Origin of the sequence: Pseudomonas sp. MWU16-30316, from assembly GCF_020515645.1 — a bacterium.
Classification (GTDB): domain Bacteria; phylum Pseudomonadota; class Gammaproteobacteria; order Pseudomonadales; family Pseudomonadaceae; genus Aquipseudomonas; species Aquipseudomonas cerasi.
In genome coordinates this window covers 156,150-182,365 of record NZ_JAIZAZ010000004.1, presented here as the reverse complement: position 1 = coordinate 182,365, position 26,216 = coordinate 156,150, and the positions used below count along the sequence as shown (strand labels likewise).

At 60.5% G+C, this 26,216-nt stretch carries 26 protein-coding genes; 14 read left to right on the top strand and 12 right to left on the bottom strand.

Features of this window, described 5'->3' with window-relative positions:
* Positions 1-328 precede the first annotated feature (328 nt).
* Genes argB through coaBC form a run of 4 tightly spaced genes read right to left on the bottom strand, consistent with a single transcriptional unit; the run spans position 329 to position 5,570 of the window.
* A complete protein-coding gene (gene argB, locus LCH65_RS15515) occupies positions 329-1,234 on the bottom strand; it encodes an acetylglutamate kinase (RefSeq protein ID WP_002551508.1) in 906 nt (301 codons plus the stop codon).
* A gap of 28 nt (positions 1,235-1,262) precedes the next feature.
* Positions 1,263-3,848, bottom strand: a complete 2,586-nt coding sequence (locus LCH65_RS26330; protein ID WP_054081213.1) for a phosphomannomutase/phosphoglucomutase — start codon at positions 3,846-3,848, stop codon at positions 1,263-1,265.
* 51 nt (positions 3,849-3,899) lie between these two features.
* Positions 3,900-4,355 carry a dUTP diphosphatase gene (dut, locus tag LCH65_RS15505; protein WP_003367474.1) on the bottom strand — a complete coding sequence of 152 codons (456 nt, stop codon included), beginning with the start codon at positions 4,353-4,355 and terminating at the stop codon, positions 3,900-3,902.
* A gap of 6 nt (positions 4,356-4,361) precedes the next feature.
* Positions 4,362-5,570 carry a bifunctional phosphopantothenoylcysteine decarboxylase/phosphopantothenate--cysteine ligase CoaBC gene (gene coaBC / locus LCH65_RS15500; protein WP_003367473.1) on the bottom strand — a complete coding sequence of 403 codons (1,209 nt, stop codon included), beginning with the start codon at positions 5,568-5,570 and terminating at the stop codon, positions 4,362-4,364.
* Positions 5,571-5,705: 135 nt separating this feature from the next.
* Here coaBC and radC point away from each other — a divergent pair, with 135 nt between their 5' ends.
* A complete protein-coding gene (gene radC, locus LCH65_RS15495; protein ID WP_003432182.1) occupies positions 5,706-6,380 on the top strand; it encodes a DNA repair protein RadC in 675 nt (224 codons plus the stop codon).
* A gap of 168 nt (positions 6,381-6,548) precedes the next feature.
* Here the strand turns inward: radC and LCH65_RS15490 are convergent, their stop codons facing one another.
* A complete protein-coding gene (locus LCH65_RS15490) occupies positions 6,549-8,135 on the bottom strand; it encodes an ABC transporter substrate-binding protein (RefSeq protein ID WP_044309681.1) in 1,587 nt (528 codons plus the stop codon).
* Between the two features lie 364 nt (positions 8,136-8,499).
* On the opposite strand from LCH65_RS15490, the gene rpmB reads away from it, so the two are divergent.
* On the top strand, positions 8,500-8,733 hold the full coding sequence (gene rpmB, locus LCH65_RS15485) for a 50S ribosomal protein L28 (RefSeq protein ID WP_002551514.1): 234 nt from the start codon (positions 8,500-8,502) through the stop codon (positions 8,731-8,733).
* Positions 8,734-8,744: 11 nt separating this feature from the next.
* The gene (gene rpmG / locus LCH65_RS15480; protein WP_002551515.1) at positions 8,745-8,900 is read left to right on the top strand and encodes a 50S ribosomal protein L33; all 156 of its coding nucleotides are present in this window, start codon (positions 8,745-8,747) and stop codon (positions 8,898-8,900) included.
* Between the two features lie 164 nt (positions 8,901-9,064).
* Here the strand turns inward: rpmG and LCH65_RS15475 are convergent, their stop codons facing one another.
* Together LCH65_RS15475 and LCH65_RS15470 are read right to left on the bottom strand one after the other, a co-directional pair.
* Positions 9,065-9,268: an I78 family peptidase inhibitor gene (locus LCH65_RS15475; RefSeq protein WP_057432204.1), complete on the bottom strand. Its 204-nt coding sequence runs from the start codon at positions 9,266-9,268 to the stop codon at positions 9,065-9,067.
* Between the two features lie 77 nt (positions 9,269-9,345).
* Complete coding sequence (locus LCH65_RS15470) at positions 9,346-9,714, bottom strand: cupin domain-containing protein (RefSeq protein ID WP_003367469.1); 369 nt, start codon at positions 9,712-9,714, stop codon at positions 9,346-9,348.
* Between the two features lie 239 nt (positions 9,715-9,953).
* Here LCH65_RS15470 and LCH65_RS15465 point away from each other — a divergent pair, with 239 nt between their 5' ends.
* Both LCH65_RS15465 and LCH65_RS15460 read left to right on the top strand, forming a co-directional pair.
* Positions 9,954-11,447, top strand: coding sequence for an aldehyde dehydrogenase (locus tag LCH65_RS15465; protein ID WP_226439595.1), 1,494 nt, complete (start codon positions 9,954-9,956; stop codon positions 11,445-11,447).
* A gap of 238 nt (positions 11,448-11,685) precedes the next feature.
* On the top strand, positions 11,686-12,834 hold the full coding sequence (locus LCH65_RS15460; protein ID WP_074806574.1) for an MFS transporter: 1,149 nt from the start codon (positions 11,686-11,688) through the stop codon (positions 12,832-12,834).
* Here the strand turns inward: LCH65_RS15460 and LCH65_RS15455 are convergent.
* Together LCH65_RS15455 and LCH65_RS15450 are read right to left on the bottom strand one after the other, a co-directional pair.
* Positions 12,831-14,411 (bottom strand): phospholipase D family protein, encoded by a 1,581-nt coding sequence (locus LCH65_RS15455; protein ID WP_046718806.1) that lies wholly within the window; start codon positions 14,409-14,411, stop codon positions 12,831-12,833. The two genes, LCH65_RS15460 and LCH65_RS15455, sit on opposite strands and share 4 nt — an antisense overlap.
* Positions 14,412-14,483: 72 nt before the next feature.
* A complete protein-coding gene (locus tag LCH65_RS15450; protein WP_003432187.1) occupies positions 14,484-15,905 on the bottom strand; it encodes a PLP-dependent aminotransferase family protein in 1,422 nt (473 codons plus the stop codon).
* A 175-nt stretch (positions 15,906-16,080) separates the two neighbouring features.
* On the opposite strand from LCH65_RS15450, the gene LCH65_RS15445 reads away from it, so the two are divergent.
* On the top strand, positions 16,081-16,332 hold the full coding sequence (locus LCH65_RS15445) for a DUF1127 domain-containing protein (protein ID WP_226439594.1): 252 nt from the start codon (positions 16,081-16,083) through the stop codon (positions 16,330-16,332).
* Positions 16,333-16,334: 2 nt separating this feature from the next.
* On the opposite strand, the gene LCH65_RS15440 is transcribed toward LCH65_RS15445, so the two are convergent.
* Positions 16,335-17,648 (bottom strand): FAD-binding oxidoreductase, encoded by a 1,314-nt coding sequence (locus LCH65_RS15440; RefSeq protein ID WP_226439593.1) that lies wholly within the window; start codon positions 17,646-17,648, stop codon positions 16,335-16,337.
* Between the two features lie 105 nt (positions 17,649-17,753).
* Here LCH65_RS15440 and LCH65_RS15435 point away from each other — a divergent pair, with 105 nt between their 5' ends.
* Entirely contained in the window at positions 17,754-18,107 is a 354-nt protein-coding gene (locus LCH65_RS15435; protein WP_096105887.1) for a YkgJ family cysteine cluster protein, read from the top strand.
* A 7-nt stretch (positions 18,108-18,114) separates the two neighbouring features.
* Here the strand turns inward: LCH65_RS15435 and dadR are convergent, their stop codons facing one another.
* Positions 18,115-18,603, bottom strand: a complete 489-nt coding sequence (gene dadR / locus LCH65_RS15430) for a transcriptional regulator DadR (protein WP_003314011.1) — start codon at positions 18,601-18,603, stop codon at positions 18,115-18,117.
* A gap of 157 nt (positions 18,604-18,760) precedes the next feature.
* On the opposite strand from dadR, the gene dadA reads away from it, so the two are divergent.
* The 6 genes from dadA (at position 18,761) to LCH65_RS15400 (ending at position 24,790) form a co-directional block, all read left to right on the top strand.
* Positions 18,761-20,062, top strand: a complete 1,302-nt coding sequence (dadA, locus tag LCH65_RS15425; RefSeq protein WP_003367454.1) for a D-amino acid dehydrogenase — start codon at positions 18,761-18,763, stop codon at positions 20,060-20,062.
* A complete protein-coding gene (locus LCH65_RS15420) occupies positions 20,034-20,387 on the top strand; it encodes a RidA family protein (RefSeq protein ID WP_003432191.1) in 354 nt (117 codons plus the stop codon). Before dadA ends, LCH65_RS15420 begins: the two co-directional genes overlap by 29 nt.
* 74 nt (positions 20,388-20,461) lie before the next feature.
* Entirely contained in the window at positions 20,462-21,535 is a 1,074-nt protein-coding gene (gene alr / locus LCH65_RS15415) for an alanine racemase (protein ID WP_044309689.1), read from the top strand.
* Positions 21,536-21,660: 125 nt separating this feature from the next.
* Positions 21,661-22,209: a cupin domain-containing protein gene (locus LCH65_RS15410; RefSeq protein WP_003314015.1), complete on the top strand. Its 549-nt coding sequence runs from the start codon at positions 21,661-21,663 to the stop codon at positions 22,207-22,209.
* 24 nt (positions 22,210-22,233) lie between these two features.
* Positions 22,234-22,557 carry a c-type cytochrome gene (locus LCH65_RS15405; protein WP_122241485.1) on the top strand — a complete coding sequence of 108 codons (324 nt, stop codon included), beginning with the start codon at positions 22,234-22,236 and terminating at the stop codon, positions 22,555-22,557.
* Positions 22,558-22,858: 301 nt separating this feature from the next.
* On the top strand, positions 22,859-24,790 hold the full coding sequence (locus LCH65_RS15400) for an acetyl-CoA hydrolase/transferase C-terminal domain-containing protein (protein ID WP_003432195.1): 1,932 nt from the start codon (positions 22,859-22,861) through the stop codon (positions 24,788-24,790).
* Between the two features lie 54 nt (positions 24,791-24,844).
* Here LCH65_RS15400 and LCH65_RS15395 read toward each other — a convergent pair whose 3' ends face one another.
* Positions 24,845-25,369 (bottom strand): Mpo1-like protein, encoded by a 525-nt coding sequence (locus LCH65_RS15395; RefSeq protein ID WP_003432196.1) that lies wholly within the window; start codon positions 25,367-25,369, stop codon positions 24,845-24,847.
* An 81-nt stretch (positions 25,370-25,450) separates the two neighbouring features.
* On the opposite strand from LCH65_RS15395, the gene LCH65_RS15390 reads away from it, so the two are divergent.
* Entirely contained in the window at positions 25,451-26,161 is a 711-nt protein-coding gene (locus LCH65_RS15390; protein WP_151342047.1) for a Crp/Fnr family transcriptional regulator, read from the top strand.
* Positions 26,162-26,216: the final 55 nt, after the last annotated feature.

Genomic DNA, 26,216 nt, shown 5'->3' with positions numbered 1-26,216 from the left:
GGCGTGCCCGCGCGGAGCACTCAACGTTATACATAAGTCTTGAAGAGCCCGGGAAACGTGACTTTCGGGCTTCTGACCTAAGTGCGTGAGAGTGACCGGGCGGCGATCCGCATGGCTCACGAATAGCAGGGTTCAGACGCCCCATTTTCAGGGGGTCTACTGGCCTCTTCGCGAGCAAGCTCGCTCCCACGGCCTGCTGCGAGAATCAAGAGCAGACTTGTGTATAACGTTGAGCGCGGAGCATGGACACAATAGTGTTCTCGATCATCAGCCAACAAAAAGGCCCCGTGAGGGTTAGCTCACGGGGCCTTTGGGTGTTGCGTCTGAATCAGTGCCGCTTGCGGTTGGTGATCTGAGTGCCTACACCGCTGTCGGTGAAGATCTCCAGCAAGACCGCGTTGGGCACTCGACCGTCGATGATGTGCGAGCTGTTGACGCCGCCCTGAACCGCTTCCAGCGCGCAACGAATCTTCGGCAGCATGCCGCCGTAGATGGTGCCGTCGGCGATCAGGCCGTCGACCTGCTCGGTGGTCAGGCCGGTCAGGACTTCGCCCTGCTTGTTCATCAGGCCGGCGATGTTGGTCAGCAGAATCAGCTTCTCGGCCTTGAGGGCTTCGGCAACCTTGCCTGCGACCAGGTCGGCGTTGATGTTGTACGACTCGCCGTCCGGGCCCACGCCGATAGGCGCGATGACCGGAATGAAATCCCCTTTGACCAGCATGTTGAGCAGCCCGGTGTTGACCCCGACCACTTCACCGACCTGACCGATGTCGATGATTTCGGGCTTGGTCATTTCCGGCGTCTGGCGCGTGACGGTGAGCTTCTTCGCACGAATCAGCTCAGCGTCCTTGCCGGTCAGGCCGATCGCGCTGCCGCCGTGACGGTTGATCAGGTTGACGATGTCCTTGTTGACCTGGCCGCCCAGTACCATCTCCACGACATCCATGGTTTGCGCATCGGTAACCCGCATGCCGTCGATGAAGTGGCTCTCGATGGACAGACGCTTGAGCAGATCACCGATCTGCGGCCCGCCGCCGTGAACCACCACCGGGTTGATGCCCACCGCCTTCATCAACACGATGTCGCGCGCAAAGCCGGTTTTCAGCTCTTCGCTCTCCATGGCGTTGCCGCCGTACTTGATAACCAGCGTCTTGCCGACAAAGCGGCGAATGTAAGGCAGCGCTTCGGAAAGGACCTTGGCTACATTAGAGGCGGCATCGCGTTCGAGGGTCATTCAGGGCTCCAGTCAAAAGGAAAAACAATCAAAATGGCAGGTCGAGGTCCGGCGCAACTTTCTTGAGTTCTGCGTGGAACACGTCCTTGATACGCTGCAATTCGGCCTCGGTTTCGGCTTCAAAACGCAGCACCAGTACCGGCGTGGTATTGGAGGCACGAACCAGACCCCAGCCCTTCGGATAGTCCACACGGACACCGTCGATGGTGGTCAGTTTGGCATCGCCCCACTGCGCATCCGTTTCAAGGGCCTTGATGATGCTGAACTTGGTGACATCCGTCACCTTGATGTTGATTTCAGGCGTCGAAATATCGTTCGGGAAGGTCTCGAACAGGTCTTCGGCATTGGCCTTTTCCTGACTGAGGATCTCCAGCAGGCGTGCTGCGCTGTAGATGCCATCATCGAAACCGAACCAGCGTTCCTTGAAGAAGATGTGACCGCTCATTTCGCCTGCCAGCAGCGCACCGCTTTTCTTCATTTCTTTTTTGATCAGCGAGTGACCGGTTTTCCACATCACCGGACGACCGCCATGTTCGCTGATCAGCGGAGTCAGGCGGCGTGTGCATTTCACGTCGAAAATGATGTCGGCACCCGGATTGCGCTTGAGCACGTCCAGCGCGAACAGCATCAACAGGCGGTCCGGGTACACCACGTTGCCCGCGTTGGTCACGACACCGACACGGTCGCCGTCACCGTCGAAGGCCAGGCCCAGGTCGGCACCGGTTTCCTTGACCTTGGCAATCAGGTCCTGCAGGTTTTCCAGCTTGCCCGGATCCGGGTGGTGGTTGGGGAAGTTGCCGTCCACTTCCGCAAACAGCGAGATCACTTCACAGCCCAGCGCTTCGATCAGTTGCGGAGCGATCACGCCTGCCGCGCCATTGCCGCAGTCGACCACGACCTTCAGCTTGCGCGCCATGACGATGTCATTCTTGATCTGCTGGAAGTAGCGATCAAGGATGTCGACTTTGGTGATGCTGCCTTTCTGCGACGTCAGGTTGTTGGTCTTGATGCGCTCGTGCAGTGCCTGGATCTGCTCGTTGGCGAGGGTGTCGCCGGCGATGACGATCTTGAAGCCGTTGTAGTCCTTGGGGTTGTGGCTGCCGGTCAGCATGACGCCGGTCTTGCCGGCCAGCACGTTGGCTGCGTAATACAGCGCAGGCGTTGGCACCAGGCCCACATCGCTGACGTGGCAGCCGCTGTCGTGCAGACCTTGAATCAGTTGCTCTACCAGTTCAGGGCCGGAAAGGCGACCGTCGCGGCCAACGCTGACGTTGGGTTCGTTCTGCGCCAGGCTTTCAGAGCCAATGGCGCGGCCGATCCAGTAAGCCGTTTCAGCGTTGAGGGTGTCCCCGACCACGCCACGAATGTCGTAGGCACGGAAAATAGTCTCGGGAAGGTTGGGTGCCACGGATGCTGGGCTATTCATAGCGAGGTTATGCTCCGATCTCAGGAAGTCCTGGTTTTCGTCGAGAAGGTCGATATCAAGGATATCGGTATCTTGAAACAGCGGATCGGTCCAGTCGGTGCGTGATGCAGCCACGGTGGACGAAGCACTGCCTTTGGCAATATCTGCATCGCGCTGCTCGCCCGCCGCCAGGACAGGCGCTGCCTGAGGCTGACTACGAAGCGAGACACGAGCAAGTGCCTGAGCCAGACCACTAAGGGCCGGGAGGCTCAAACCGAAGGGTTTGACGGCTTTTCCGCGTGAGAGTTCTTGGAGCAGCTGATCCAGTTGCCGTGCGTCGGCGCAAATACGCTTCTGCAGGGCCCGTTCATTACGGTGCAAGCCAAGCAGCACGCCCGCTGCAGCGATAATCAATGCCAGCAGCAGAAGCATCACGGATGGAGAGGTTTTCAGCCCGGGACCGGGCGTGAACTCGAGTTTCCAGCCTGGATAACCGGTATCGAAGGCCTGGGCTTTGCCGTCATCGGCCTGACCGCGCTGCAGGAAAACCTGAGCAGGCCCGCTGCCGAATTGCTGGCTGAGCACCACTTGCCCGGCATCGGCAGGCAGCGTCGGCAAGGCATTGAGCAAGCGCTGCAGGTCAAAGGCCAGCAGCAACGTACCCATCACCGGCTGAGTGGCAGTGGCACGCACCGGTGCGGCGCTGTAGATCAACCAGCGCTCGCCGACCTTGCGCGCCTCCGGGGCGACAGTCTCACCTTGTGCGGCCTTGTTGAGCATGTCCAGGGTGGCGAAACTGACGGGCAGTGCGCCTTGCGTGTCCACATCGGCCAGCCCCTTGGAGTACAGCCGAGCACCTGCAAGGCCGTCCCAACGGGTAAATCGCTCCTGAGCGGCCAGCAGGGCAGCGGCGTCATTGCTCTGAAGCGTCTGCACAAGTGCTGCGCCGGAGGCCGCCGACTGGGTGTCCGCGTTGATCTGATGCAGCGCCAGACCCACCGCTGCTGCCTGACTGCCGCCCCAGGCCTGAACAAGCTGGTCCTGTTGCTGCGGACCGGTGGCCAGAGCTGTCCAGACCAGTGCCGCAGCAATCAGCAGGCCGATGGCGGCAGGCACCAGGCCAGGCGCGAGCCCTTTGAGACTCGCAGCCGGAGGCGAGTTATCGGCGGGTATGGCGTGCTGTGAAGCGCTGTGCTGACTACCTTTCACCGACCTCTCCCTGAGTCTTGTCCCGAACCCGGATTATGTGCCGAATGGCGATCAATGACTGCCGGAATGACCGAAGCCGCCAGCGCCACGCTGACTTTCGTCGAACGCTTCAACCAGCTCGAAATGCGCCTGTACGACCGGCACCAGGACCAATTGGGCGATGCGCTCGCCGACGGCGATGTTGAAGGCAGCCTGGCCGCGGTTCCAGCAGGAGACCATCAGTTCGCCCTGATAATCGGAGTCGATCAGGCCCACCAGATTGCCCAGCACGATGCCGTGTTTGTGGCCCAGGCCGGAGCGCGGCAGGATCAGCGCAGCAAGGCCCGGATCGCCAATGTAAATCGACAGGCCGGTAGGGATCAGCAGGGTCTGCCCCGGTTCGAGGACCGTGTCCTCCTTGAGCATGGCGCGCAGGTCCAGGCCAGCCGAGCCGACAGTGGCGTAGGCCGGCAGCGGGAATTCGTTGCCAATGCGAGGGTCGAGGATCTTGGCTTGTAGAGCGTGCATTCGTAGTTAAACCTGATTCATGCGGTCGGCGATAAAAGTGACCAGCTGGCGGGCAATCTTGGCCTTGCTGGTCTGGGCAAAAAGCGTTGCGTGCAACGCCCGGTCAATCACGCTGCAGGCGTTTTCCTCGCTGTTGAAGCCGATGCTGGGGTTGGCGACATCGTTGGCGACAATCAGGTCGAGGTTCTTGTCCTTGAGCTTGCGGGCAGCGTAGTCGAGCAGGTGTTCGGTCTCGGCGGCAAAGCCGACACTGAAGGGGCGATCAGGGCGGGTTGCGATGGTCGCCAGAATATCCGGATTGCGCACCATCTGCAGCAGCAAGCCGTCACCGTTCGAAGGATCTTTCTTCAATTTGTGCGGGGCAACGACTTCCGGACGGTAGTCAGCCACGGCTGCAGAAGCGATGAACAGGTCGCAGGGGATGGCCGCCTCGCACGCTGCCAGCATGTCGCGGGCGCTGACCACATCGATGCGCGAGACGCGATCAGGCGTAGGCAGGTTGACCGGCCCGGTGATCAACGTGACGCGAGCGCCGGCCTCCACAGCCGCTTCGGCCAGAGCAAAGCCCATTTTTCCCGAGCTGTGGTTGGTGATGTAGCGCACCGGGTCGATGTTTTCCTGGGTCGGGCCTGCGGTAATCAGCACATGCTTGCCGGTCAGCGTCAGGCGCTGGAAGCAGTCGGCCGCGCACTGGGCCAGATCGTCGGCCTCCAGCATGCGCCCGAAACCGACATCGCCACACGCCTGACTGCCGGACGCCGGCCCGAACACACGAAAATCGCGCTCTTCGAGCAGACGGGTATTGGCCTGCACCGAGGCGTCACGCCACATTGCCTGGTTCATCGCCGGGGCAATGGCGACGGTCGCGTCGGTGGCCAGCACGATAGTGGTCAGCAGGTCGTTGGCGATGCCTTGCGCCAGGCGCGCGATGAGGTCGGCGGTGGCCGGTGCGATGAGGATCAGATCGGCCCACTTGGCCAGTTCGATATGGCCCATCGCGGCCTCGGCGGCCGGGTCGAGAAGGTCCAGGTGCACCGGGTGCCCGGACAGGGCCTGCATGGTCAGCGGGGTGATGAACTCTGCACCGCCCCGGGTCATGACTACACGCACTTCAGCGCCCTGATCGCGCAGGCGGCGGACCAGCTCAGCGCCCTTGTAGGCCGCGATGCCGCCGCCGACGCCAAGAACGATGCGTTTTCGATACAGCCGCTGCATAGACCTGCCTTTTTGGTCAAGTGAACACACAACGGCCATGACGCCTCCCCAGGCCAGATCGTCGTGCAAAAAAGATGGGCTAAGATAGCACAGCGACCGCACCGGAACAGCGGTGCCCAATCACATGGAGGTGCTATGAGTATTCGCAGTTGGCCCGCGGCTGAACGCCCCCGGGAACGCTTGTTGGAGTTGGGGGCGGCAAGCCTTTCCGACGCCGAGTTGCTGGCTATCTTTTTACGCACCGGCGTGGCTGGAAAAAGCGCCGTAGACCTTGCGCGTCATCTGCTGAATCAATTTGACGGGCTCAGACCGTTACTGGATGCGGATCTGTCGGCATTCACCTCGCAACTGGGGCTTGGGCCCGCCAAGTTCGCTCAGTTGCAGGCGGTCATGGAAATGGCGCGTCGGCATATGGCCGAGTCCTTGCGCCGTGAGTCAGCGCTGGAAAATCCGACCCAGGTTCGCAGCTATCTCAAGGCCCTCCTGCGGCATGAGCCGCACGAAGTCTTCGGCTGCCTGTTTCTCGATAACAAACACCGGGTCATGACCTTCGAGATATTGTTTCGCGGGACGATCAACGCGTCCTACGTGCACCCGCGCCAGGTGGTAAAACGAGCGATGGCGCATAACGCTGCGAGTCTGATCCTCTGCCACAACCATCCTTCCGGTATCACCACGCCCAGCCGTTCCGACATCGACCTGACCAAGCGCCTCAAGGAAGCGCTGATGCTGGTGGATGTTCATGTGCTTGACCACGTGATCGTGGGAGACGGTGAGCCACTGTCGATGGTGGAACGCGGGTTGATGTAAAGAGCTGACGCAGAGCAATGTGCGCGATGGGGCGGGCACCCGGATTATCGCCCCCACGCTCTGCGTGGTAATGCCGTTCTGGACGCTCTGCGTCCGATCTTCAGAGGGTCGTGCCAATGCAGGCATTGGCACGACGTCACCCAGAGAGCCTCAGGTCAGCCTGGGGACTTACTTGACCTGCACTTTATAGAAATCCTGCCTGCCGAACGGGCTGACCTGATAGCCAGTGACGTCCTTGCGTACCAGGGCTGCAGCCGTCGGGTGGGCGAGGGGGATCCACAGTGCCTGCTGTTGAATCTGCTGCTGGGCCTGGTGATACAGCTTGCTGCGTTCGGCCTGGTCACTGACTGATTTACCGTCTGCGATCAGCTTGTCCAGTGTCTTGTCGCAATAACGGGCGAAATTGGTGCCCGACTGCACGGCTGCACACGAGAACTGCGGGGTCAGGAAGTTATCCGGGTCGCCATTGTCGCCTGCCCAGCCCATGAACAGCAGGTCATGCTCGCCAGCCTTGGCGCGGCGAATCAGTTCGCCCCACTCAATGATCTTGATCTCGGCATCAATGCCGACCTGCTTCAAGTCAGCCTGCAACAATTGAGCGCCCAGGCTCGGGTTTGGGTTCAGCAGGCTCCCGGAAGGTCGCGTCCAGATAGTGGTCTTGAAGCCTTCCTTTACACCGGCCTTGGCCAACAGCGCCTTGGCCTTGGCAACATCGTGCTGATAGCCAGGCAGGTCCTTGGCGTAACTCCAGGTATTGGGCGGATAAGGACCATTGGCTTTTTCAGCGGTGCCTTCGAACACGGCTTTCAGGTAATTGTCCTTGTCGAACGCCAGGTTGATGGCCTGGCGAACTTCCGGCTTGTCGAACGGCGGGTGCTGGCTGTTGATCGCAACAAACGCGGTCATGAACGCTTCAGTCTTCTCGACCTTGAGCGAGTCGTCCTTGCTGGCTGCCTGAATATCCAGAGGCTTGGGCGAAAGCGCTATCTGGCATTCGTCCTGACGGATTTTCTGCAGGCGCACATTGGCGTCCGGCGTGATGGCATACACCAGCGTGTCGATATCAGACTTGCCGGCGAAGTAATCGTCGAACGCCTCATAGCGCACCGCGGCGTCTTTCTGGAAGCGCTTGAACACGAACGGCCCGGTGCCGATCGGCTGGCTGTTGAGTTTCTCCGGCGTGCCCGCCTTCAACAGCTGCGCGGTATATTCGGCTGAATAGATCGAGGCGAAACCCATGCTCAGCGTGGCCAGGAAGGTCGAGTCCGCATGGTTGAGCGTAAAGCGCACGGTGTGTGCATCGGGCGCTTCGATACTCTTGATCAGCGCGGGCAACTGCATGGATTGCGCATGCGGAAAACCGCTCTGGGCGATCTTGTGCCACGGGTTCTGCGGGTCGAGCATGCGCTGGAAGCTGAACAGCACGTCATCCGCGCTCAGCTCGCGAGTCGGCTTGAAATAGTCAGTGGTGTGGAATTTCACTCCGGCGCGCAGCTTGAAGTCGTAAGTCAGGCCGTCTTTGGACACGGTCCAGCTTTCTGCCAGACTCGGCACCAGCTTGCCGCTCTTGGCATCGAAGTCCACAAGGCGGTTCATCAGCACGTCGGCCGATGCGTTGGTGGTGGTCAGCGAGTTGTACTGTACAACGTCGAAGCCCTCGGGGCTGGCTTCGGTGCAGACCACAAGGTTCGATGCCTGGGCAGCGACGGGAAGCAGGAGTGGAACGAGTAGAAATGGGAGTGCAGCTAGGCGCATGGCGTTATTTCCTGTTCAGAAAGGGCCCCATCTGCCGGCGCAGTCTGGTGAGGGACTAACCCTAGACCATGTACTGGCGCAGAACAATCGTCTCGGCGCGACGAGCGGTCGATTTGCCTGTGCCCCCGCAGTGCTTGAGCATACCGCTGCGCGAGGCGTGATCATTCGGGTCAAAGTGCTTTGCCTGTTGTTGTGCCAAAGGCTTTCTGGTATAAAGCAGCGCTCTTTTCTAGGGGCCCGGTTCCTTCACTGTAGGTGTAGCCGGTAAGACCCTTAAAGAAACGCGGCGCCTGGCGCCAAATGACTGAGAGATTAAGCGGCCAACCCATGCCGGGTTGGGCATGTGGTTTTAGAGGGCTGAGGCATGTCGAGAGTATGTCAAGTTACCGGTAAGGGTCCGGTGACTGGGAATAACATTTCCCACGCAAACAACAAAACCCGTCGTCGTTTCCTGCCAAACCTGCAGCATCACCGCTTCTGGGTTGAAGGCGAGAAGCGTTTTGTTCGTCTGCGCGTATCTGCTAAAGGCATGCGTATCATCGACAAGCGTGGCATTGAAGTTGTGCTCGCTGAACTGCGTCGCGACGGCAAAATTTAAGGGAGAAAATCATGCGTGAATTGATCCGTTTGGTGTCGAGCGCTGGTACAGGCCATTTCTACACCACCGACAAGAACAAACGTACTACCCCGGATAAAATCGAAATCAAAAAATTCGATCCGGTTGTACGCAAGCACGTGATCTACAAAGAAGGCAAAATCAAGTAATTGATTCTGTCGGCTACAAAAAAACCCGCCTTGGCGGGTTTTTTTGTGCCTGCGTTCCTGGCGTAGCTGCCAGCAGTATCCAGGCAGCAAAACGCCCGACGCGATGCGCCGGGCGTTTCAAGCATGTGAAGCTGCTGTCGGGCGACGAAGGTACGGTCGCCTGATCAGCCGAAGCTGAAGCCGGCCACCAGACCGTCCTTGTCGACATTGACGTACAGACGGTTCGGGTTGAGGTCGTTGGTCGTGATGTCGCCAGGGCCGATCACCTTCTGAAGACCGGTAATTTCGCTGATATAGGCTTTGACGGTAGGCACATAGCGGCTGCCTACAAGGTACTGAAGCGCTTGGGCGATAACTTCGTTGGTCATTTTCAAAATCCTTTTTGAGTGAATGTCCTCACTGGACGCGCTCAGAATCCTCCAGAAAACCCGATGTGATGCGGTACTTATTTATCTGGAGCCGCCTCAAACACCACATAAATCTTGCGGCATGTTTCCAGCACCTCCCAGGTGCCTTTGAAACCGGCCGGAATCACAAAGCGGTCGCCTGCGCGCAGGGTTTTCGCGTTGCCCTGCTCGTCGCGCAGGACTGAAACACCCTGCACAATCTCGCAATACTCGTGTTCCGAATAATTCACCTGCCACTGCCCGGGCTCGCCATTCCAGACGCCCGCGCTCATCTGTCCGCAGGGGCTGTTGTAGTGGTTGTAGAGGGTTTGTGCCGGATCGCCCTTGAAGACCTTTTCCGGTGCAGGGCGATAGTGCTCGGCGGCGGTGCTGGCTTCACTGAAGTCGACGATGCTTTCGATGCTCATGAGGGGCCCCTTGTCCTGAATGCGTTGAAGGTTTGACGTGCGTGCAGTGCGTTAGTGCCTCGGCGCGCGTACTGAGCTGTTTAATAAAATCAACATAAAGGCACCGTAGCGGCTATTTATGTCAAATATATTGGTTTTGTCGGGCCGCTGGTTTAGGGTAACGGCCGTCCTGAAAAATTTCAGATTGTGTCTTTAATCAACCATGACACACCCACATTCAACAAGAGGAGGACATGCAAATGACCACCCTGACTCGTGCTGACTGGGAGCAACGCGCCCAGAATTTGAAGATCGAAGGCCGTGCCTTCATTCAAGGTGAATACACCGCAGCCTCCTCCGGCGAGACGTTTGACTGCATCAGCCCGGTCGATGGCCGGATGCTTGCCAAGGTTGCCAGCTGCGATACCGCTGACGCACAACGCGCGGTCGACAGTGCGCGCAGCGCCTTCAACTCCGGTGCCTGGTCGCGACTGGCTCCGGCCAAGCGCAAAGAAACGATGATCCGTTTCGCCGAGCTGCTCAAGCACAATGCCGAAGAACTGGCTTTGCTTGAAACCCTGGACATGGGCAAGCCGATTGGCGACTCGTTCGGCGTCGACATTCCCGGTGCTGCCAGAGCCCTGAGCTGGAGCGGTGAGGCCATCGATAAACTGTATGACGAAGTCGCGGCAACGCCTCATGACCAACTGGGTCTGGTAACGCGCGAGCCGGTGGGTGTCGTGGCCGCCATCGTGCCGTGGAATTTTCCGCTGATGATGGCCTGCTGGAAGCTGGGCCCTGCGCTGTCCACTGGCAACTCGGTCATCCTCAAGCCATCGGAAAAATCTCCGCTGACGGCCATTCGTATCGCACAACTGGCCATTGAGGCGGGTATTCCTGCGGGCGTACTCAACGTGCTGCCTGGCTATGGCCACACCGTCGGCAAGGCGCTTGCCCTGCATATGGACGTGGACACCGTGGTCTTCACCGGCTCGACCAAAATCGCCAAGCAGCTGATGATCTATGCGGGCGAATCGAACATGAAGCGCGTGTGGCTGGAAGCCGGCGGCAAGAGCCCGAATATCGTCTTTGCCGACGCGCCTGATCTGCAGGCCGCCGCCAGCGCCGCCGCCAGCGCGATTGCCTTCAACCAGGGCGAAGTCTGCACCGCCGGTTCACGCTTGCTGGTCGAGCGCTCCATCAAGGATCGCTTCCTGTCGATGGTGATCGAGGCGCTGAGCGCCTGGAAGCCCGGCAACCCGCTCGACCCTGCGACCACCGTAGGCGCGCTGGTCGATACCCAGCAGATGAATACCGTGTTGTCCTACATCGAGGCGGGGCACTCCGATGGTGCCAAGCTGGTTGCGGGCGGCAAGCGCATTCTGCAGGAGACCGGCGGCACCTATGTCGAGCCGACCATTTTCGACGGTGTGAACAACGCGATGAAAATCGCTCAGGAAGAAATCTTCGGCCCTGTGCTTTCGGTGCTGACGTTCGATTCTGCCGAAGAGGCGATTCAGATCGCCAACGACACGCAGTATGGCCTGGCGGCTGCCGTATGGACCTCGAACATCTCCAAGGCACACCTGACCGCCAAGGCTTTGCGCGCAGGCAGTGTATGGGTCAACCAGTACGACGGCGGCGACATGACCGCACCGTTCGGCGGCTTCAAGCAGTCGGGCAACGGTCGTGACAAGTCGCTGCATGCGTTCGACAAATACACCGAACTGAAGGCGACCTGGATCAAGTTGTAGTCATTTGCCTATCGCTCCCAGGCTCTGCGTGGGCGTGTAGTTCTGGGACGCTCCGCGTCCGGTCTCGCGTTTGCGGCGTGGCGCAGATTTGTGACGCGGAGCGTCACGCACGGCATTCCCACGCTGGAGCGTGAGGAACGATAACCTTAACTATCGTGCGACGCTCCGCGTCGCATGCCGTTCTGGACGCTCTGCGTCCGGTCTTGATTGTGCAGTGAGGGCAGGCAGGAGCTTGAAAATGCGTTGGGGTACTTATTTTGCTGTGCTGGCGTCCGTGCTGGGCGTTGGTCTGGCAATGGGCGTCAGCATGCCGCTGGTTTCATTGCGGCTGGCAGGCTGGGGCTATGGCTCGTTCGCCATTGGCATCATGGCGGCGATGCCTGCGGTGGGCGTGCTGCTCGGCGCGGCGCTGGCCAGTCGTCTGGCGGCGCGCTTCGGCACGGCCAATCTGATGCGCCTGTGTCTGTGGGCCGGGGCGTTTTCGGTCGGTGCGCTGGCGCTGCTACCGTATTACTGGATCTGGCTGGTCTTGCGCCTGACCCTCGGGGTCATTCTGACCATCGTCTTCGTGCTGGGTGAAAGCTGGATCAATCAGCTGGTCATCGAGCGCCTGCGCGGGCGTCTGGTGGCGCTGTATGGCAGCACCTACGCATTGAGCCAACTGGCAGGTCCGCTGCTGCTGGGCGTGATCGGCACCGAGGCCGACTACGGTTTCTGGATTGGCGTGGCGCTGCTGGTCGGCTCACCGTTTCTGCTGCTGGGGCGCACCGGTGCGCCGTCGACCGAATCCTGCAACGTGACGTTTGCCGACCTGTCCGGCTTCTGTCGCGGCATGCCTGCCATCGCCTGGGCGGTCGCCCTGTTTGCTGCGTTCGAAGCGCTGATCCTCACCCTGTTGCCGCTTTACTGCATACGCCACGGCTTCACCCCGGAAATCGCCCTGATCATGGTCAGCGTGGTGGTGGTCGGTGACGCGCTGCTGCAACTGCCGATCGGCATGCTCGCCGACCGCATTTCACGTCGCGCGATGTTCACCGGCTGTGCCGCCTTGCTGCTGGCGTCCAGTCTGCTGGTGCCATTGCTGATCGACACTGTTCTGATCTGGCCGCTGTGGACCGTCTTCGGTGCCAGTGCCGGTGGGCTGTTTACCCTGTCGCTGATTTTGATCGGCGAACGCTATCGCGATGATTCGCTGGTCCGCGCCAACGCGCATGTCGCTCAACTGTGGGGCATCGGCTGCCTGCTCGGCCCGTTGATAGCCGGCGCGGGCAGCCAGTGGGTCAGCGGTGAGGCCTTGCCGCTGATGATGGCTGCAGGTGCCTTGGGCCTGCTGATACTGATCCGGCGACGCTGCGCTTTCGGCGATACGCAGGCTGCGCCCGCTTAAAGCATTCTTTCCAGGCCGATGGCGCGGCTCATCCACGCATTGAAACGCCGCCACCAGTCGCCCGGTTCGGTATGCAGCGTGTGGATCTGCCCGTTGTCTTCGGTCACCCACACCACTTTGCCGTCCTCCAGCCGCGCTTCGTAGGTGAGCGACGGGGCCATGCCTTGCAAGGTCAGTTCGCGCAGTTGTTCGGCCAGTTGCGGGCTGTCGACCAATACGCCCACTTCGGTATTCCACAGCACAGAGCGCGGATCGAAGTTGAATGAGCCGACAAAGACCTTCTGCCGATCAAAGATCATCGCCTTGCTGTGCAGGCTCGATTCGGAACTGACCAGAGAATGGCTTTTCTTGAACAGATGCGGACCGCTGCCGCGCATCGTCTCGGTATCGCCAGGCTGTCGGCGCAGCTCGAAGAGCTTCACGCCATGCTCCAGCAGTGCCTTGCGGTACGGCGCATAGCCGCCATGCACGGCAGGCACGTCGGTGGCTTCCAGGGAGTTGGTCAGCAGGCTGACATTGACACCGGCATCGGCCCGACCGGTCAGGTACAGCAAGCCTTCCTGGCCCGGCACAAAGTAGGCCGAGATCAGCATCAGTTCCTTGTGCGTGTTCAGCAGTTCAGGCGCCAGTTGCGTGGTCAGCAGCAGGTGCGGATCAGGCTCGCCCTGCGCCAGTACCTTGGTCGGTGCATCCCACAGCGCCTGGTTGTAAGCCCAGACCAGCTCGTTGAGCCAGGTTTTCATGCGCGGTTGAGTCTTGTAGGCCATCAATCGCTCATACAGCGCCTTGTGCTGCTGGTGCGCCTGCTCCAGAGAATCGTCCAGCTTGCGCCGGGCCTCGGCCAGATCCTCTCCGTCTGGCCGGAAATAGATGAACTCATCGATAGGCTTGCTGAGTGTGCTGTTCCAGTACTGGTCGAAGCTGTGGCCGAGCTGCTCGGCCACCGGCCCCACGCTGAGCATGTCGATATCGGTGAAATTCAGGTTCGGCTCGGCATCGAAGTATTCATCGCCCAGGTTGCGCCCGCCGACGATGGCCACGCTGCTGTCGGCCAGCCATAGCTTGTTGTGCATGCGCCGGTGCTGGCGCGACAGGTTCATCAGGCGCCCGAGGCTGCGGGTGATGCCGGTCTCGCGCCCCAGGTTTTGCGGGTTGAACAGGCGAATCTGAATGTTCGGGTGAGCGGCCAGGGTGGCGATGGCCTGATCCAGACCGTCGCTGGTGGTGTCGTCCAGCAGGATACGCACGCGTACGCCACGGTCTGCCGCCTTGAGCAGTTCATCGATCAGGGCGCGCGTGCTCAGGCCGTCGTGGACGATGTAATACTGCAGATCAAGGCTGCTTTTTGCATTGCGGATCAGTTCGGCGCGAGCCTTGAAAGCGTCACTGCTGTCAGGCAACAGACGAAAGCCAGAACGTCCCTCGTGGGGCATGGCCATGGCCTGGATCGAACGGCCGAACGCGGAGCCTGAAGACGGCATGGCCTGGCTTGGCTCACTGGCGACCTGTTGATGCGCGCAACCGCTGACGCATAACGCAACCAGCAAGCAAAAGGGCAAGGCCCATGAGTTATTCAAATTGATCTTCCGCGTCTGGACATGGCTCGACTTGGCGATATGACCCGCAAAACCGGGAAAGATTTGCCCGCATCAGTCAGTTTGCGCATTCAGTAGTGCAATTGTCTCGCCCACGATACGCACAGCGCTCTCGATTTCGCGGTTGGGTTTGGTCGCGAAGTTCATGCGCATGCAGTTGCGGTACTTGCCCGATGCCGAAAAGATACTGCCCACAGCGATCTGCACACCCTTGCCCAGCAAGGCGCGGTTCAGGCGCAGGGTGTCGAAGCCTTCGGCCAGTTCCACCCACAGCATGAAGCCGCCTTGTGGCCGGCTGGCGCGGGTGCCTTCAGGGAAGTAGCGCATCACCCAGTCGATCATCTGGTCGCGACTGCGCTGATATTGGCTACGCATGCGCCGCACATGTGGCTCGTAATGGCCGCCTTCGATGAAGTCGGCGATGGCCAATTGTGGCTGCGGGGCGGTCGAGCCGGTGCCGATGTATTTCATGTGCAGCACCTGCTCCAGATAGCGGCCCGGCGCTACCCAGCCGATTCGCAGCCCGGGCGCCAGGGTCTTGGAAAACGAACTGCACAACAGCACGCGACCGTCCTCGTCGAAGGATTTGATGGTGCGCGGGCGAGGGTAGTTGTAGGCCAGGTCTCCATACACATCATCTTCGATGATCGCCACGTCGAAGCGCTGCGCCAGGGTCAGCAGTGCCCGCTTGCGTGCTTCAGGCATGACATAACCCAGCGGGTTGTTGCAGTTGGGCGTCAGCTGAATGACCTTGATCGGCCATTGCTCCAGCGCCAGTTCCAGTGCTTCGAGGCTGATGCCGGTCAACGGGTCGGTAGGGATTTCCATGGCTTTCATGCCCACGCCCTTGAGCGTTTGCATGGCGCCGAAGAAGCTTGGCGAGTCCACCGCCACGATGTCCCCCGGCGAGCAGATGGCCCGGACACTCGCTGACAGCGCTTCATGACAGCCATTGGTGACGATCAGGTCATTGGCGGTCAGGTTGCAGCCCGAGTCGAGCATCAGCCTGGCAATCTGCTCGCGCAGCCTGCGCACGCCGTAGATGTTGTCGTAATACAGGCCCGGCATGTCCTGATGGCGACTCAACTGACTCAGCGCGCGCATCAGCGGTTTCAGGGTCGGGCTGGTGACATCGGGCATGCCGCGCCCCAGTTGCGTGACGGCTTCAAGAGGTGCCACGCGAATCAGGTCCAGTACCTGATCCCATTGAGAGATATCCACAGGCCGCTGCACTGGCCTGCCGACCGCTGGCAGCGCAGGGGCTTTTCGGCTGACCGAGACGAAATAGCCGGACTTGGGTTTCGGCGCGGCCAGGCCATTGTCTTCCAGCACCCGGTACGCCTGCTGCACGGTACTCAGGCTGACGCCATGTTCGACGCTCAACGCGCGCACCGAGGGCAGGCGGTCGCCGGGGCGATAGAAGCCGTTTTCGATGCGCGAGCCGAGCAGTTCGGCGAGGTTGACGTAGAGCGTCATGGCGTACTCTCAGAAATTCGAATGCGGTAAAGCAATACAGATTGGCCGAAAATATAGCATTCAGTGGCGTTTTTGAATCTTCTGTATGGAAAATATAAAGAACTTTTGGATCTGTATTGGTTTTGCTGTTCGCTTCATCATGAACCCACACCCACCCAGGATGAGGGAACAGGACATGAACGGGTTCAGCGATGTGCGCCTTGAGCTTCACAGCCATGAATTGAATGAGTATCGGCCAGCGGCGGTCAGAACGGTCCGCTCGAACAAGGCCGATCTGTTGGCAGGCATGGGGCGCTGGGCACTGTATCGCCACCGCTGGTTGTCACGCCGTACCTTGCTGACACTGACGGACGACCAGTTGCGCGACATCGGGCTGGATTTCCGTCAGGCGCGGGTCGAGGCGATGAAACCGTTCTGGAGGCCCTGAGCCTAGCGCAGCTCTTTGAGGCGGTGCCAGAGCATGCCCAATGCCAGCAGAGGCGAGCGCAAGTGCTTGCCGCCGGGAAAGGTCATGTGCGGCACTTTGGCGAACAACTCGAAGCCATCGCTATGTTGCCCGGCGATGGCTTCGGCCAGCAGTCGGCCTGCCAGATGCGTGGCATTCAGACCGTGGCCCGAGTAGGCCTGAGCATAAAACACGTTGGGGTGCTGCTTGAGCCGGCCAATTTGCGGCAGGCGATTGGCGCCGATGCCGATCATTCCGCCCCACTGGTAATCGATCTTCACTGAGGCCAGTTGTGGAAACACATCGAGCATCTTCGGTCGCATGTACGCGGCGATATCCTCAGGGTCACGCCCCGAGTAATGGCAGGCGCCGCCGAACAGCAAACGGCGGTCGGCAGACAGCCTGTAGTAATCCACCGTCACCCGCTGATCGCAGACCGCCATGTCCTGCGGCAACACTTCACGGGCCTGCGCTTCGCTCAATGGCTCGGTGGCGATGATGTAGCTGCCGGCAGGCAACACCTTGCCGCTGATTTCCGGATTCAAGTCATTGAGGTAGGCGTTGCAACCCAGCACCAGGGTCTGCGCCTGCACCGAACCGCCCGCTGTATGCACCCGAACCTGCGGGCCATAATCGATGTTCGTCACCGCTGAGTGTTCGTACAACTGGACGCCGAGCGACTGCGCCACAGCCGCTTCGCCCAAGGCAAGGTTCAACGGATGCAAATGCCCCGAGCCCATGTCGATCAGGCCACCGACATAGCGTGAGGAGCCCACCACGCTGTGCATCTCTTCGGGTTGCAGCAACTGCAGTGCATGGCGATAACCCAGGCCGCGCAACTCTTCTGCATCTTCGGCAAGGCTGTGCAGGTCGCGCGGTTTGTTGGCCAGATCGCAATAACCCCATTTCAGGTCGCAATCGATAGCATGCCGTTCGATGCGCTGACGCACGATCTCGACGGCCTCGATGCCCAGCAGCTTGAGCTGCCGCACGCCTTCGCTGCCGATGACATTGGCGAACTGTTCGACGCCATGACCGACCCCGCGAATCAACTGACCGCCATTGCGCCCGCTGGCCCCCCAACCGATCTTGCGCGCTTCGAGCAGCGCCACGCTGAACCCGCGCTCGGCCAGTTCGATGGCGGTGTTGAGTCCGGAGAATCCGCCGCCTACTACGCACACATCCACCTTCACCTCACCTTGCAGCGCAGGATGATCCGCTTGCGCATGACTGCTGGCGGCGTAGTAGGAAGCAGCGTGCTGATCGTGACGAGTCGGGTGCTGAACGCGGGCGTTCATGAGCGTGTCCTGTTGGTGGCGGATGGCGTGTCGGGAGGATAAGCCGCTGTCATGAGCCTGCCAACTGAGGCAAACTTGCGACCTTATGTATGAGTGGTCGAGTCAATGAGCTGCAACTGTCAGAAAATAGCGGATCTGCGTCGCCAGATTCCTTCGTTCGAGTGTGTGCCCGGCTGCCACGACTGCTGTGGGCCGGTGACCACGTCGCCCGAGGAAATGTCGCGTCTGCCGCGCAAGACGGCCGCCGAACAGGACGCTGCACTGGACGAACTCAATTGCGTACACCTTGGTCCGCAAGGCTGCACCGTGTATGACGAACGCCCGTTGATCTGCCGCCTGTTCGGCACCACCGCAAGCCTGCCCTGCCCGAATGGCCGTCGGCCGGTCGAGTTGATCCATCCACGGGTCGAAAAGCAGATTCATGAGTACATGGCCTCGACTCGCCAGGTACTCGTATAGCAGGCAATCAGTCGGGAATCGGCAGATTCAGGCTCTCTTTGACTTCCTCCATGACGATGTAGCTCTTGGACTCACGCACATGCGGCAGTTTGAGCAGGATATCGCCCAGCAGTTTGCGGTAGGACGCCATTTCGGAAATCCGCGCCTTGACCAGGTAGTCGAAGTCGCCGGACACCAGATGGCACTCCAGCACATGGGGAAGCTTCAGCACGGCACGGCGGAATTCTTCGAAGGTGTCGCCAGACTTGTAGTCCAGGCTGATCTCGACGAATACCAGCAGGCTGGCCTTGAGGCTTTGCGGATTCAGCCGGGCGGTGTAGCCCATGATGATCCCCTCGCGTTCCAGCCTGCGCACCCGCTCTGTACAGGGCGTAGTTGACAGGCCGACCCGCTCGCCAAGCTCGGTGAACGAGATGCGCCCGTCGGCCTGCAGGATGCGCAGAATATTGCGATCGATCTTGTCCAGCTCACGATTTGACTGGTGTTGAGTGCGCACGGGTCATTTCCCCTCTAGCAAAGCGTTTATCGCCGCGAATAAACACCAAATATAGATCTTTATACAGTGAGAAGCACTGCCCATTGCTCAATATACTGCGCACATCCTTGCTTAAAACTTCGAATTATCAGCGGATATCCGCGATGAGGTCATCGACATGCGCGTTCTGGTCCTGGGTAGTGGCGTTATCGGTACAACCAGTGCTTATTATCTGGCGCGTGCCGGTTTCCAGGTGACCGTCGTTGACCGTCAGCCTGCTGCCGCCATGGAAACCAGTTTTGCCAATGCCGGCCAGGTTTCTCCGGGCTATGCCTCGCCATGGGCTGCGCCGGGTGTTCCGCTCAAAGCGCTCAAATGGCTGCTGCAGCGCCATGCGCCATTGGCGATCAAGGCGACGGCGGATATCGATCAGTACCTGTGGATGGCGCAAATGCTGCGCAACTGCACGGCCAGCCGTTATGCCGTCAATAAAGAACGCATGGTACGCCTGTCCGAATACAGTCGCGATTGCCTGGATGAACTGCGCCTCGAGACCGGCATCGCCTACGAAGGGCGCAGCCTGGGCACCACGCAGTTGTTCCGGACCCAGGCCCAGCTGGACAACGCCGCCAAGGACATCGCTGTGCTCGAGCAGTCAGGTGTTCCTTACGAACTGCTGGATCGCGAAGGCATTGCCCGTGTCGAGCCCGCGCTGGCCGGTGTGACCGGCATCCTCAGCGGTGCATTGCGCCTGCCCAATGACCAGACGGGTGACTGTCAGTTGTTCACCACGCGCCTGGCGGAAATGGCCGTGGCGCTGGGTGTCGAGTTCCGCTACGGACAAAACATCGAACGCCTCGACCACGCTGGCGACCGCATCAATGGCGTGTGGATCGACGGCAAGCTCGAAACCGCCGATCGTTACGTGCTGGCGCTGGGCAGTTACTCGCCGCAGTTGCTCAAACCGCTGGGCATCAAGGCGCCGGTCTATCCGCTGAAGGGCTACTCGCTGACCGTGCCGATCACCAACCCGGACATGGCACCGACTTCGACCATTCTCGATGAAACCTATAAAGTCGCGATCACCCGTTTCGACAACCGGATCCGCGTCGGTGGCATGGCGGAAATAGCCGGTTTTGACCTGTCGCTCAATCCGCGTCGACGCGAAACACTGGAGATGATCGTCGGTGACCTCTATCCTCAGGGCGGCGACCTGACCCAGGCCGATTTCTGGACCGGGTTGCGTCCGACCACGCCCGACGGCACACCGATTGTGGGTGCAACACCGTTCCGTAACCTGTTCCTCAATACCGGCCATGGCACTCTGGGCTGGACGATGGCGTGTGGTTCCGGTCGCTTGCTGGCAGACCTCATTGCCCGCAAGACACCCCGTATCAGTGCTGAAGGCCTTGATATCTCTCGTTACGGCAACACTCAGGAGAATGCACAGCATGTCAATCCAGCGCCAGCTCACCAATGAGCGCATGAGTCAGGTCGTTGTCCACAATGGCACCGTCTATCTGTCGGGCCAGGTCGGCAATGACATGACTGCGGATGTCGAGCAGCAGACCCGAGAGGTACTGAACAGCATCGAGCGCCTGCTTGACCTGGCCGGCACCGACAAGACGCGTATCCTGTCGGTCACCATTTACCTGAAAGACATCAATGCCCACTTCGCCGGCATGAACAGCGTCTGGGACAAATGGCTGCCCAAGGGTTTCGCGCCTGCACGCGCAACGGTCGAGGCCAAGCTGTGCCAGCCCGAAATGCTCGTTGAACTGTCGGTGGTCGCCGCGCTGCCTTGATCCTCTTTGCCCGGCGCGTCCCTGCGTCGGGTTCGTCCTCTCCCTTTCCATCCTTTCAGGCAAGTAACGTCATCATGCGTCCAGCCCGCGCCTTTATCGATCTTCAGGCACTGCGTCACAACTACCAATTGGCCCGTGAAAACAGCGGCGGCAAAGCGCTCGCCGTCGTCAAGGCCGATGCCTATGGTCACGGCGCGGTGCGCGTCGCGCAGGCACTGGAGTCACAGGCCGACGGTTTTGCAGTGGCTTGCATTGAAGAAGCTCTGGAGCTGCGTGCGGCAGGCATTCGTGCGCCGGTCCTGCTGCTTGAAGGCTTTTTCGAGGCCGACGAGCTGGCGCTGATTGTCGAGCATGACCTGTGGACCGTTGTACACGCGACCTGGCAACTGGAGGCCATCGAGCAGGCGCGCCTGGGCAAGCCGATAACGGTCTGGCTCAAGCTCGACACCGGCATGCACCGGGTTGGCCTGCATCCTCACGAGTACCAGGCGGCTTATCAGCGTCTGCTGGCAACCGGCAAAGTGGCCAGAATCGTGCTGATGAGCCACTTCTCCCGCGCCGATGAGCTTAACAGCGCCTGCAGTGATGAGCAGCTCGCCGTATTCGAGACCTTTCGCAAGGGGCTGGCAGCGGAAACCAGCCTGAAAAACTCCCCGGCGGTGCTGGGCTGGCCACAGATCCCGAGCGACTGGTCGCGTCCGGGCATCATGCTCTACGGTGCTACGCCGTTTGATCAGGTGCACCCGCTGGCGGATCGCCTGCAACCGGTGATGACCCTGGAATCGAAGATCATCAGCGTGCGTGAACTGCCCGTTGGTGAGCCCGTGGGCTATGGCGCGACATTTGTCTGTGACCGGCCTTTGCGTATCGGCGTAGTAGCGATGGGCTACGCCGACGGCTATCCGCGTCACGCGCCGACCGGCACGCCCGTGCAGATCGACGGCCAGCCGTCCAGACTGCTCGGACGGGTGTCCATGGACATGCTCTGCGTCGACCTCACCGATGTGCCGCAGGCCGGGCTCGGCAGCCGTGTCGAGCTGTGGGGCAAGCAGGTGCTCGCCAGTGAAGTGGCCCAGCGTGCAGAAACCATTCCCTACGAAATCTTCTGCAACCTGCGTCGCGTTCCGCGCATCTATTCCGAAGACTGATTCATCTCTCTGTGCCCCAGGCCGCAGTGGGTCAGGTGTCTGTCGAAGTGTTGTAAATATCGAACGCTGTTGCCATGATGGCGTTCATACCGACTAGACCTGACAAAACCTGGGGGAATATTGCATTGGACGTGGGTGAACGACTGCAATCGATTCGCAAGCTCAAGGGCCTGTCCCAGCGTGAACTCGCCAAGCGCGCAGGTGTGACCAACAGCACCATCTCCATGATCGAAAAAAACAGCGTCAGCCCTTCGATCAGTTCGCTGCGCAAGGTGCTCGGCGGCATCCCCATGTCCATGGTCGAATTTTTCTCGGAAGAATCCGTGCCCGAGAACGCAGCTCAAGTGGTGTACAAGGCCAGCGAGCTGATTGATATCTCGGACGGTGCAGTGACCATGAAGCTGGTCGGCAAATCGCATCAGGGCCGCGCCATCGCCTTTCTCACCGAGACCTACCCACCGGGTGCCGACACCGGCGAAGAGATGCTCGTCCACGAAGGCGAAGAGACCGGCATCCTCGTCGAGGGTCGGCTGGAACTGGTGGTCGGGCTGGATACCTATGTGCTCGAAGCGGGTGACAGCTACTATTTCGAAAGCACCCGGCCGCATCGCTTTCGTAACCCGTTCGACGTCCCGGCACGATTGATCAGTGCGGCCACCCCGGCCAATTTCTGACCCGCCCCTTGCGATGAGTGATGCGTGAAACTGACCCGAAAGATTCTGAGCAGCGCAGGCGTTCTGGCGTTGTGGGCGTTCAATGCGCAAGCCGCCGATACCGCCCGAGCGCCTGACGACATCGTCGCGGCGCATTGCGTCGCCTGTCACAGCGTCGGCCTGCTCAACGCGCCGAAGATCGATGACACAGCGGCCTGGGAACAGCGGGCCCAGCAAAAAGGCGGCCTTGATGGACTGCTGGCCAGCACCATCAAAGGCCTCGGCATCATGCCCCCGAGAGGCACCTGCGGCGATTGCACAAACGACGAACTGAAGAGTGCCATCCAGAGCATGTCCGGGCTGAAGTGAGGTGCACGCTCGTTCACACGCTGGAGCGCCTGGCGCTGTACATGCGTGTTTTGGGAGCGAGCCGGGCGACGCTTCGCTCGCTGGCGGAGATGATGTTTAGATCGATGCTTTTTTGGCGATAGTCCACGCCCTTTCGCGAACAAATTCGCTCCTACGCCCTTCGGGCAGAAGCCTGGGAGCCTTTTGTCCCGGGCGTTCCAGGACTTGTGTATAACGATGATGCTCTGCGTGGCAGAGCATGCAGCACTTTGACGTTGTCGTCGGTCCAACCTGCACCCAATAACAATTCAGGAGAGCTGGGATGCCGTATTCCTGTTCCATTGAGCATGCCGTCGATCACGTTCTTGCGCAGCTACCCGAGCATATCCACCTCGGCATGCCGCTGGGGCTGGGCAAGCCCAACCGCTTCGTCAACGCGTTATACCAGCGCATCAGCGAGTTGCCCGAACGACGGCTGACGATCTACACCGCGCTGACCCTCGGGCGGCCGACGCCGGGGGAGGGTTTGCAGGCGCGGTTTCTCGAACCGTTTCTGGAACGCGTCTTCGCTGACTATCCGGAACTCGATTTCCTGGCTGCGCTGCGCCGCGACAAACTCCCTGCCAATATCCATGTGCAGCAATTCTTCATGCAGCCAGGCAGTTTGCTCAACAGCCAGTCAGCCCAGCAAGACTACGTCAGCAGCAATTACAGCCACGCCGCCCGCGACATCAACGCCAACGGCCTGAATCTGGTCGCGCAACTGGTGGCCCGTGACGAGCAGCGTCCAGGCACGTTGAGCCTGAGCTGCAACCCGGACGTGACCCTCGACCTGTTGCCCATGATCGCCAAGCGCCGGGCTGCCGGGGAGACCATTCTGATGCTCGGCCAGGTGCATGCCGATCTGCCGTACATGCCGGGCGACTCGGAACTGGATGTCGACGCCTTCGATGTGCTGATCGATGAAGACGAGCGCAGTACGCTGTTTTCCACCCCCAACATGCCGGTAGGCTATCAGGATCACCTGATCGGTCTGCACGCCAGCACGCTGGTGCGTGACGGTGGCACGTTACAGATCGGGATCGGCTCGATGGGCGATGCACTGACCGGCGCGCTGCTGGCCCGTCAGGCCGATAACGAAACCTGGCGCGGCCTGCTGGCCGAGTTGAACATGAGTAACTGGCAGACCCTGATAGATCGGGAGGGCGGCGTTCAGCCGTTCGCCAGCGGCCTTTACGGTTGCAGCGAAATGTTCGTCAACGGCCTGCTGGTACTCGCCGATGCCGGCATCGTGCGGCGCAAGGTGTATGCCGATGCAGAGCTGCAACGGCTGGCCAACATGGGCACGCTGGATGAGGATGCCCATCCTGGTGGCGTAGTCGTGCATGGCGGCTTTTTCCTCGGCCCGCGCAGTTTCTACGCGCGACTGCGCGAGCTGCCCGCCGAGCGGCTGGCGCAGTTCAACATGACCGCCATCAGCTACATCAACGAGCTTTACGGCCAGGAAGAACTCAAGCGCCTGCAACGCCGCGATGCGCGCTTCATCAACAGCGCGTTTACCGTCACCCTGATGGGTGCGGCAGTGGCTGATCAGCTGGAAGACGGCCGGGTGCTCAGTGGCGTGGGCGGTCAGTACAACTTCGTGGCGCAGGCCCATGCACTGGAAGGCGCGCGTTCGATTCTGATGCTGCGCAGCTGGCGTGAGTCGGGCGGCGAGGTCAGCTCCAACATCGTCTGGCAGTACGGCCACACCACCATTCCCCGACACTTGCGCGACATTGTCGTGACCGAATACGGCATCGCCGATCTGCGTGGGCAGACCGATGCGACGGTGATCGAGCGGATTCTGAACATCACCGACTCGCGGTTTCAATCGGGCCTGATCGAGCAGGCGCAAAAGGCTGGCAAGCTGCCCAAGGACTTCCGTCTCGATCCGCGCTTCACTGACAACACACCCGAGCGCCTCAAGGACACCGCATCACGCTATCCGTCGCTGTTTACCGAGTACCCGCTGGGGTGCGACTTTACCGCCGAGGAGCGCGATCTGCTGAGAGCCCTGAACTGGCTGAAGAGCAAGCTCAAGCTCACTGAAATCCTCGAGCTGGGCAAGGCGACCCTCGATGCTCCGGACCCCGAAGCCTTCCTTGCGCACTTGCAACGCATGCAGCTCGACCAGCCGCAGGGCTTGCGCGAAGAGTTGTATCAGCGGCTGTTGCTGGCCGGGTTGCAGAACAGCACCGGGCTTGCCGGCTAAGAGGCGGGCACTGATCGTTGTTGCTGGTGACGATCGGTGCCCGGCGCTTGGCGCCTAGGTCGTCGCCTTGCGGGTCGCACGCCCGACCGGGCCGACGCGCTCTTCGATGGCGTGCTGCAGCGGTTTGCGCTGGCCCATCAGGAACGCCAGCTCCGCGACCACAAACAGCGGGCCGATGATCAGCCCGGTCAGGTCATCGATGAAGGCCGGTTTGCGCCCCTCGTAATAATGGCCGACGAACTGGATGATCCAGCCAATCACAAAGAGCCCGACGCCCGCACTCAGCCAGACCATGGTTGGCTGCTGCGCAAGGTCGGCCCCGGCCCAGATGCACAGCGCCAGTAATATCGCCATGACGATGCCCAGAGCGCGGTCAAGTCGCAGGTAAAAGACCGTCGAGCCCAGGGCCAGAAGCGCCGCCGGTGAAAGCCACAGCCCGCTTATATTCCATCCCGGTCGTGAGAGAAGCACCGCCACGGCCAGCACGATCAGTGGGATACCCACGAAGTGCGTCACGATATTGCGCGAATCACGGTGATAAGCCGCGTATTGGCTGAGATGATCGACAAGGTTTTTCATTATTATTCCTGCCTGAGACGATGGCCGGCGTGAGCCTGATTTCTTGTACAACATGCATGGCTGAAAGAGAAGGGAGCAAAAATGACAAATGGAGTGTCGTGGCGGTCACGATTGCTATCCGATTACTGGTTTTCCCATCTGCCTGCCGATCTGCAGGATAGCCTGCTGGAGGCTGCCCGCCAGCGCCGCAAGACGCCCGGCCAGCGGCTGTTCGACAAGGGCGATCTGCCCTGCGGTGTTTATGTGCTGCTGGAGGGCCGCGTGCGGATCGGCGGTGCCCACGAGCAGCGGCTGCTGACGCATGTGGAATCGGCGAGCGCGCCATGCTGGTTTGGCGAAGTCTCGTTGTTTGACGGGCTGCCGCGCCGTTTCGAAGTCTGCTCGCTGGAACAGAGCATCTTCCTGCACATCCCGCAGCCATTCCTGGCCCGGCTGCTCGACAGGCACCCCGAGTACTGGCGCTGGTTTGCCGCACTGCTCAGCCAGAAGGTCGGCTTGCCACTGCAGAGCCCCGAGAAAATGCGTCGCCTGCCGCCGCGGGCGCGGGTTGCCTGGCGCCTGTTGATGCTCAGCGAGGGGTATGGCCCGTTGAGCCAGGCACGCCGCCTGATTGCGCTGGATGACATTCAGGCGTCGGTGCGTCTTGCGCTTGCCTCGCCGGCCTTGCTGGAAGTGCTCCAGGACCTGCATGAGCGCAGGATCGTGCGCTTGGGAGAGGGGCACCTGGAGGTGTTCGATGTCGACAAGCTGCGCCGGGTCGCGAACTTTTCCAGAGCCAGGGCTGTGTGCTGATCACCGGTCATGATCGAGCCTGGACACATCCGGTAACGGCTCCGCTGCCGCTTCG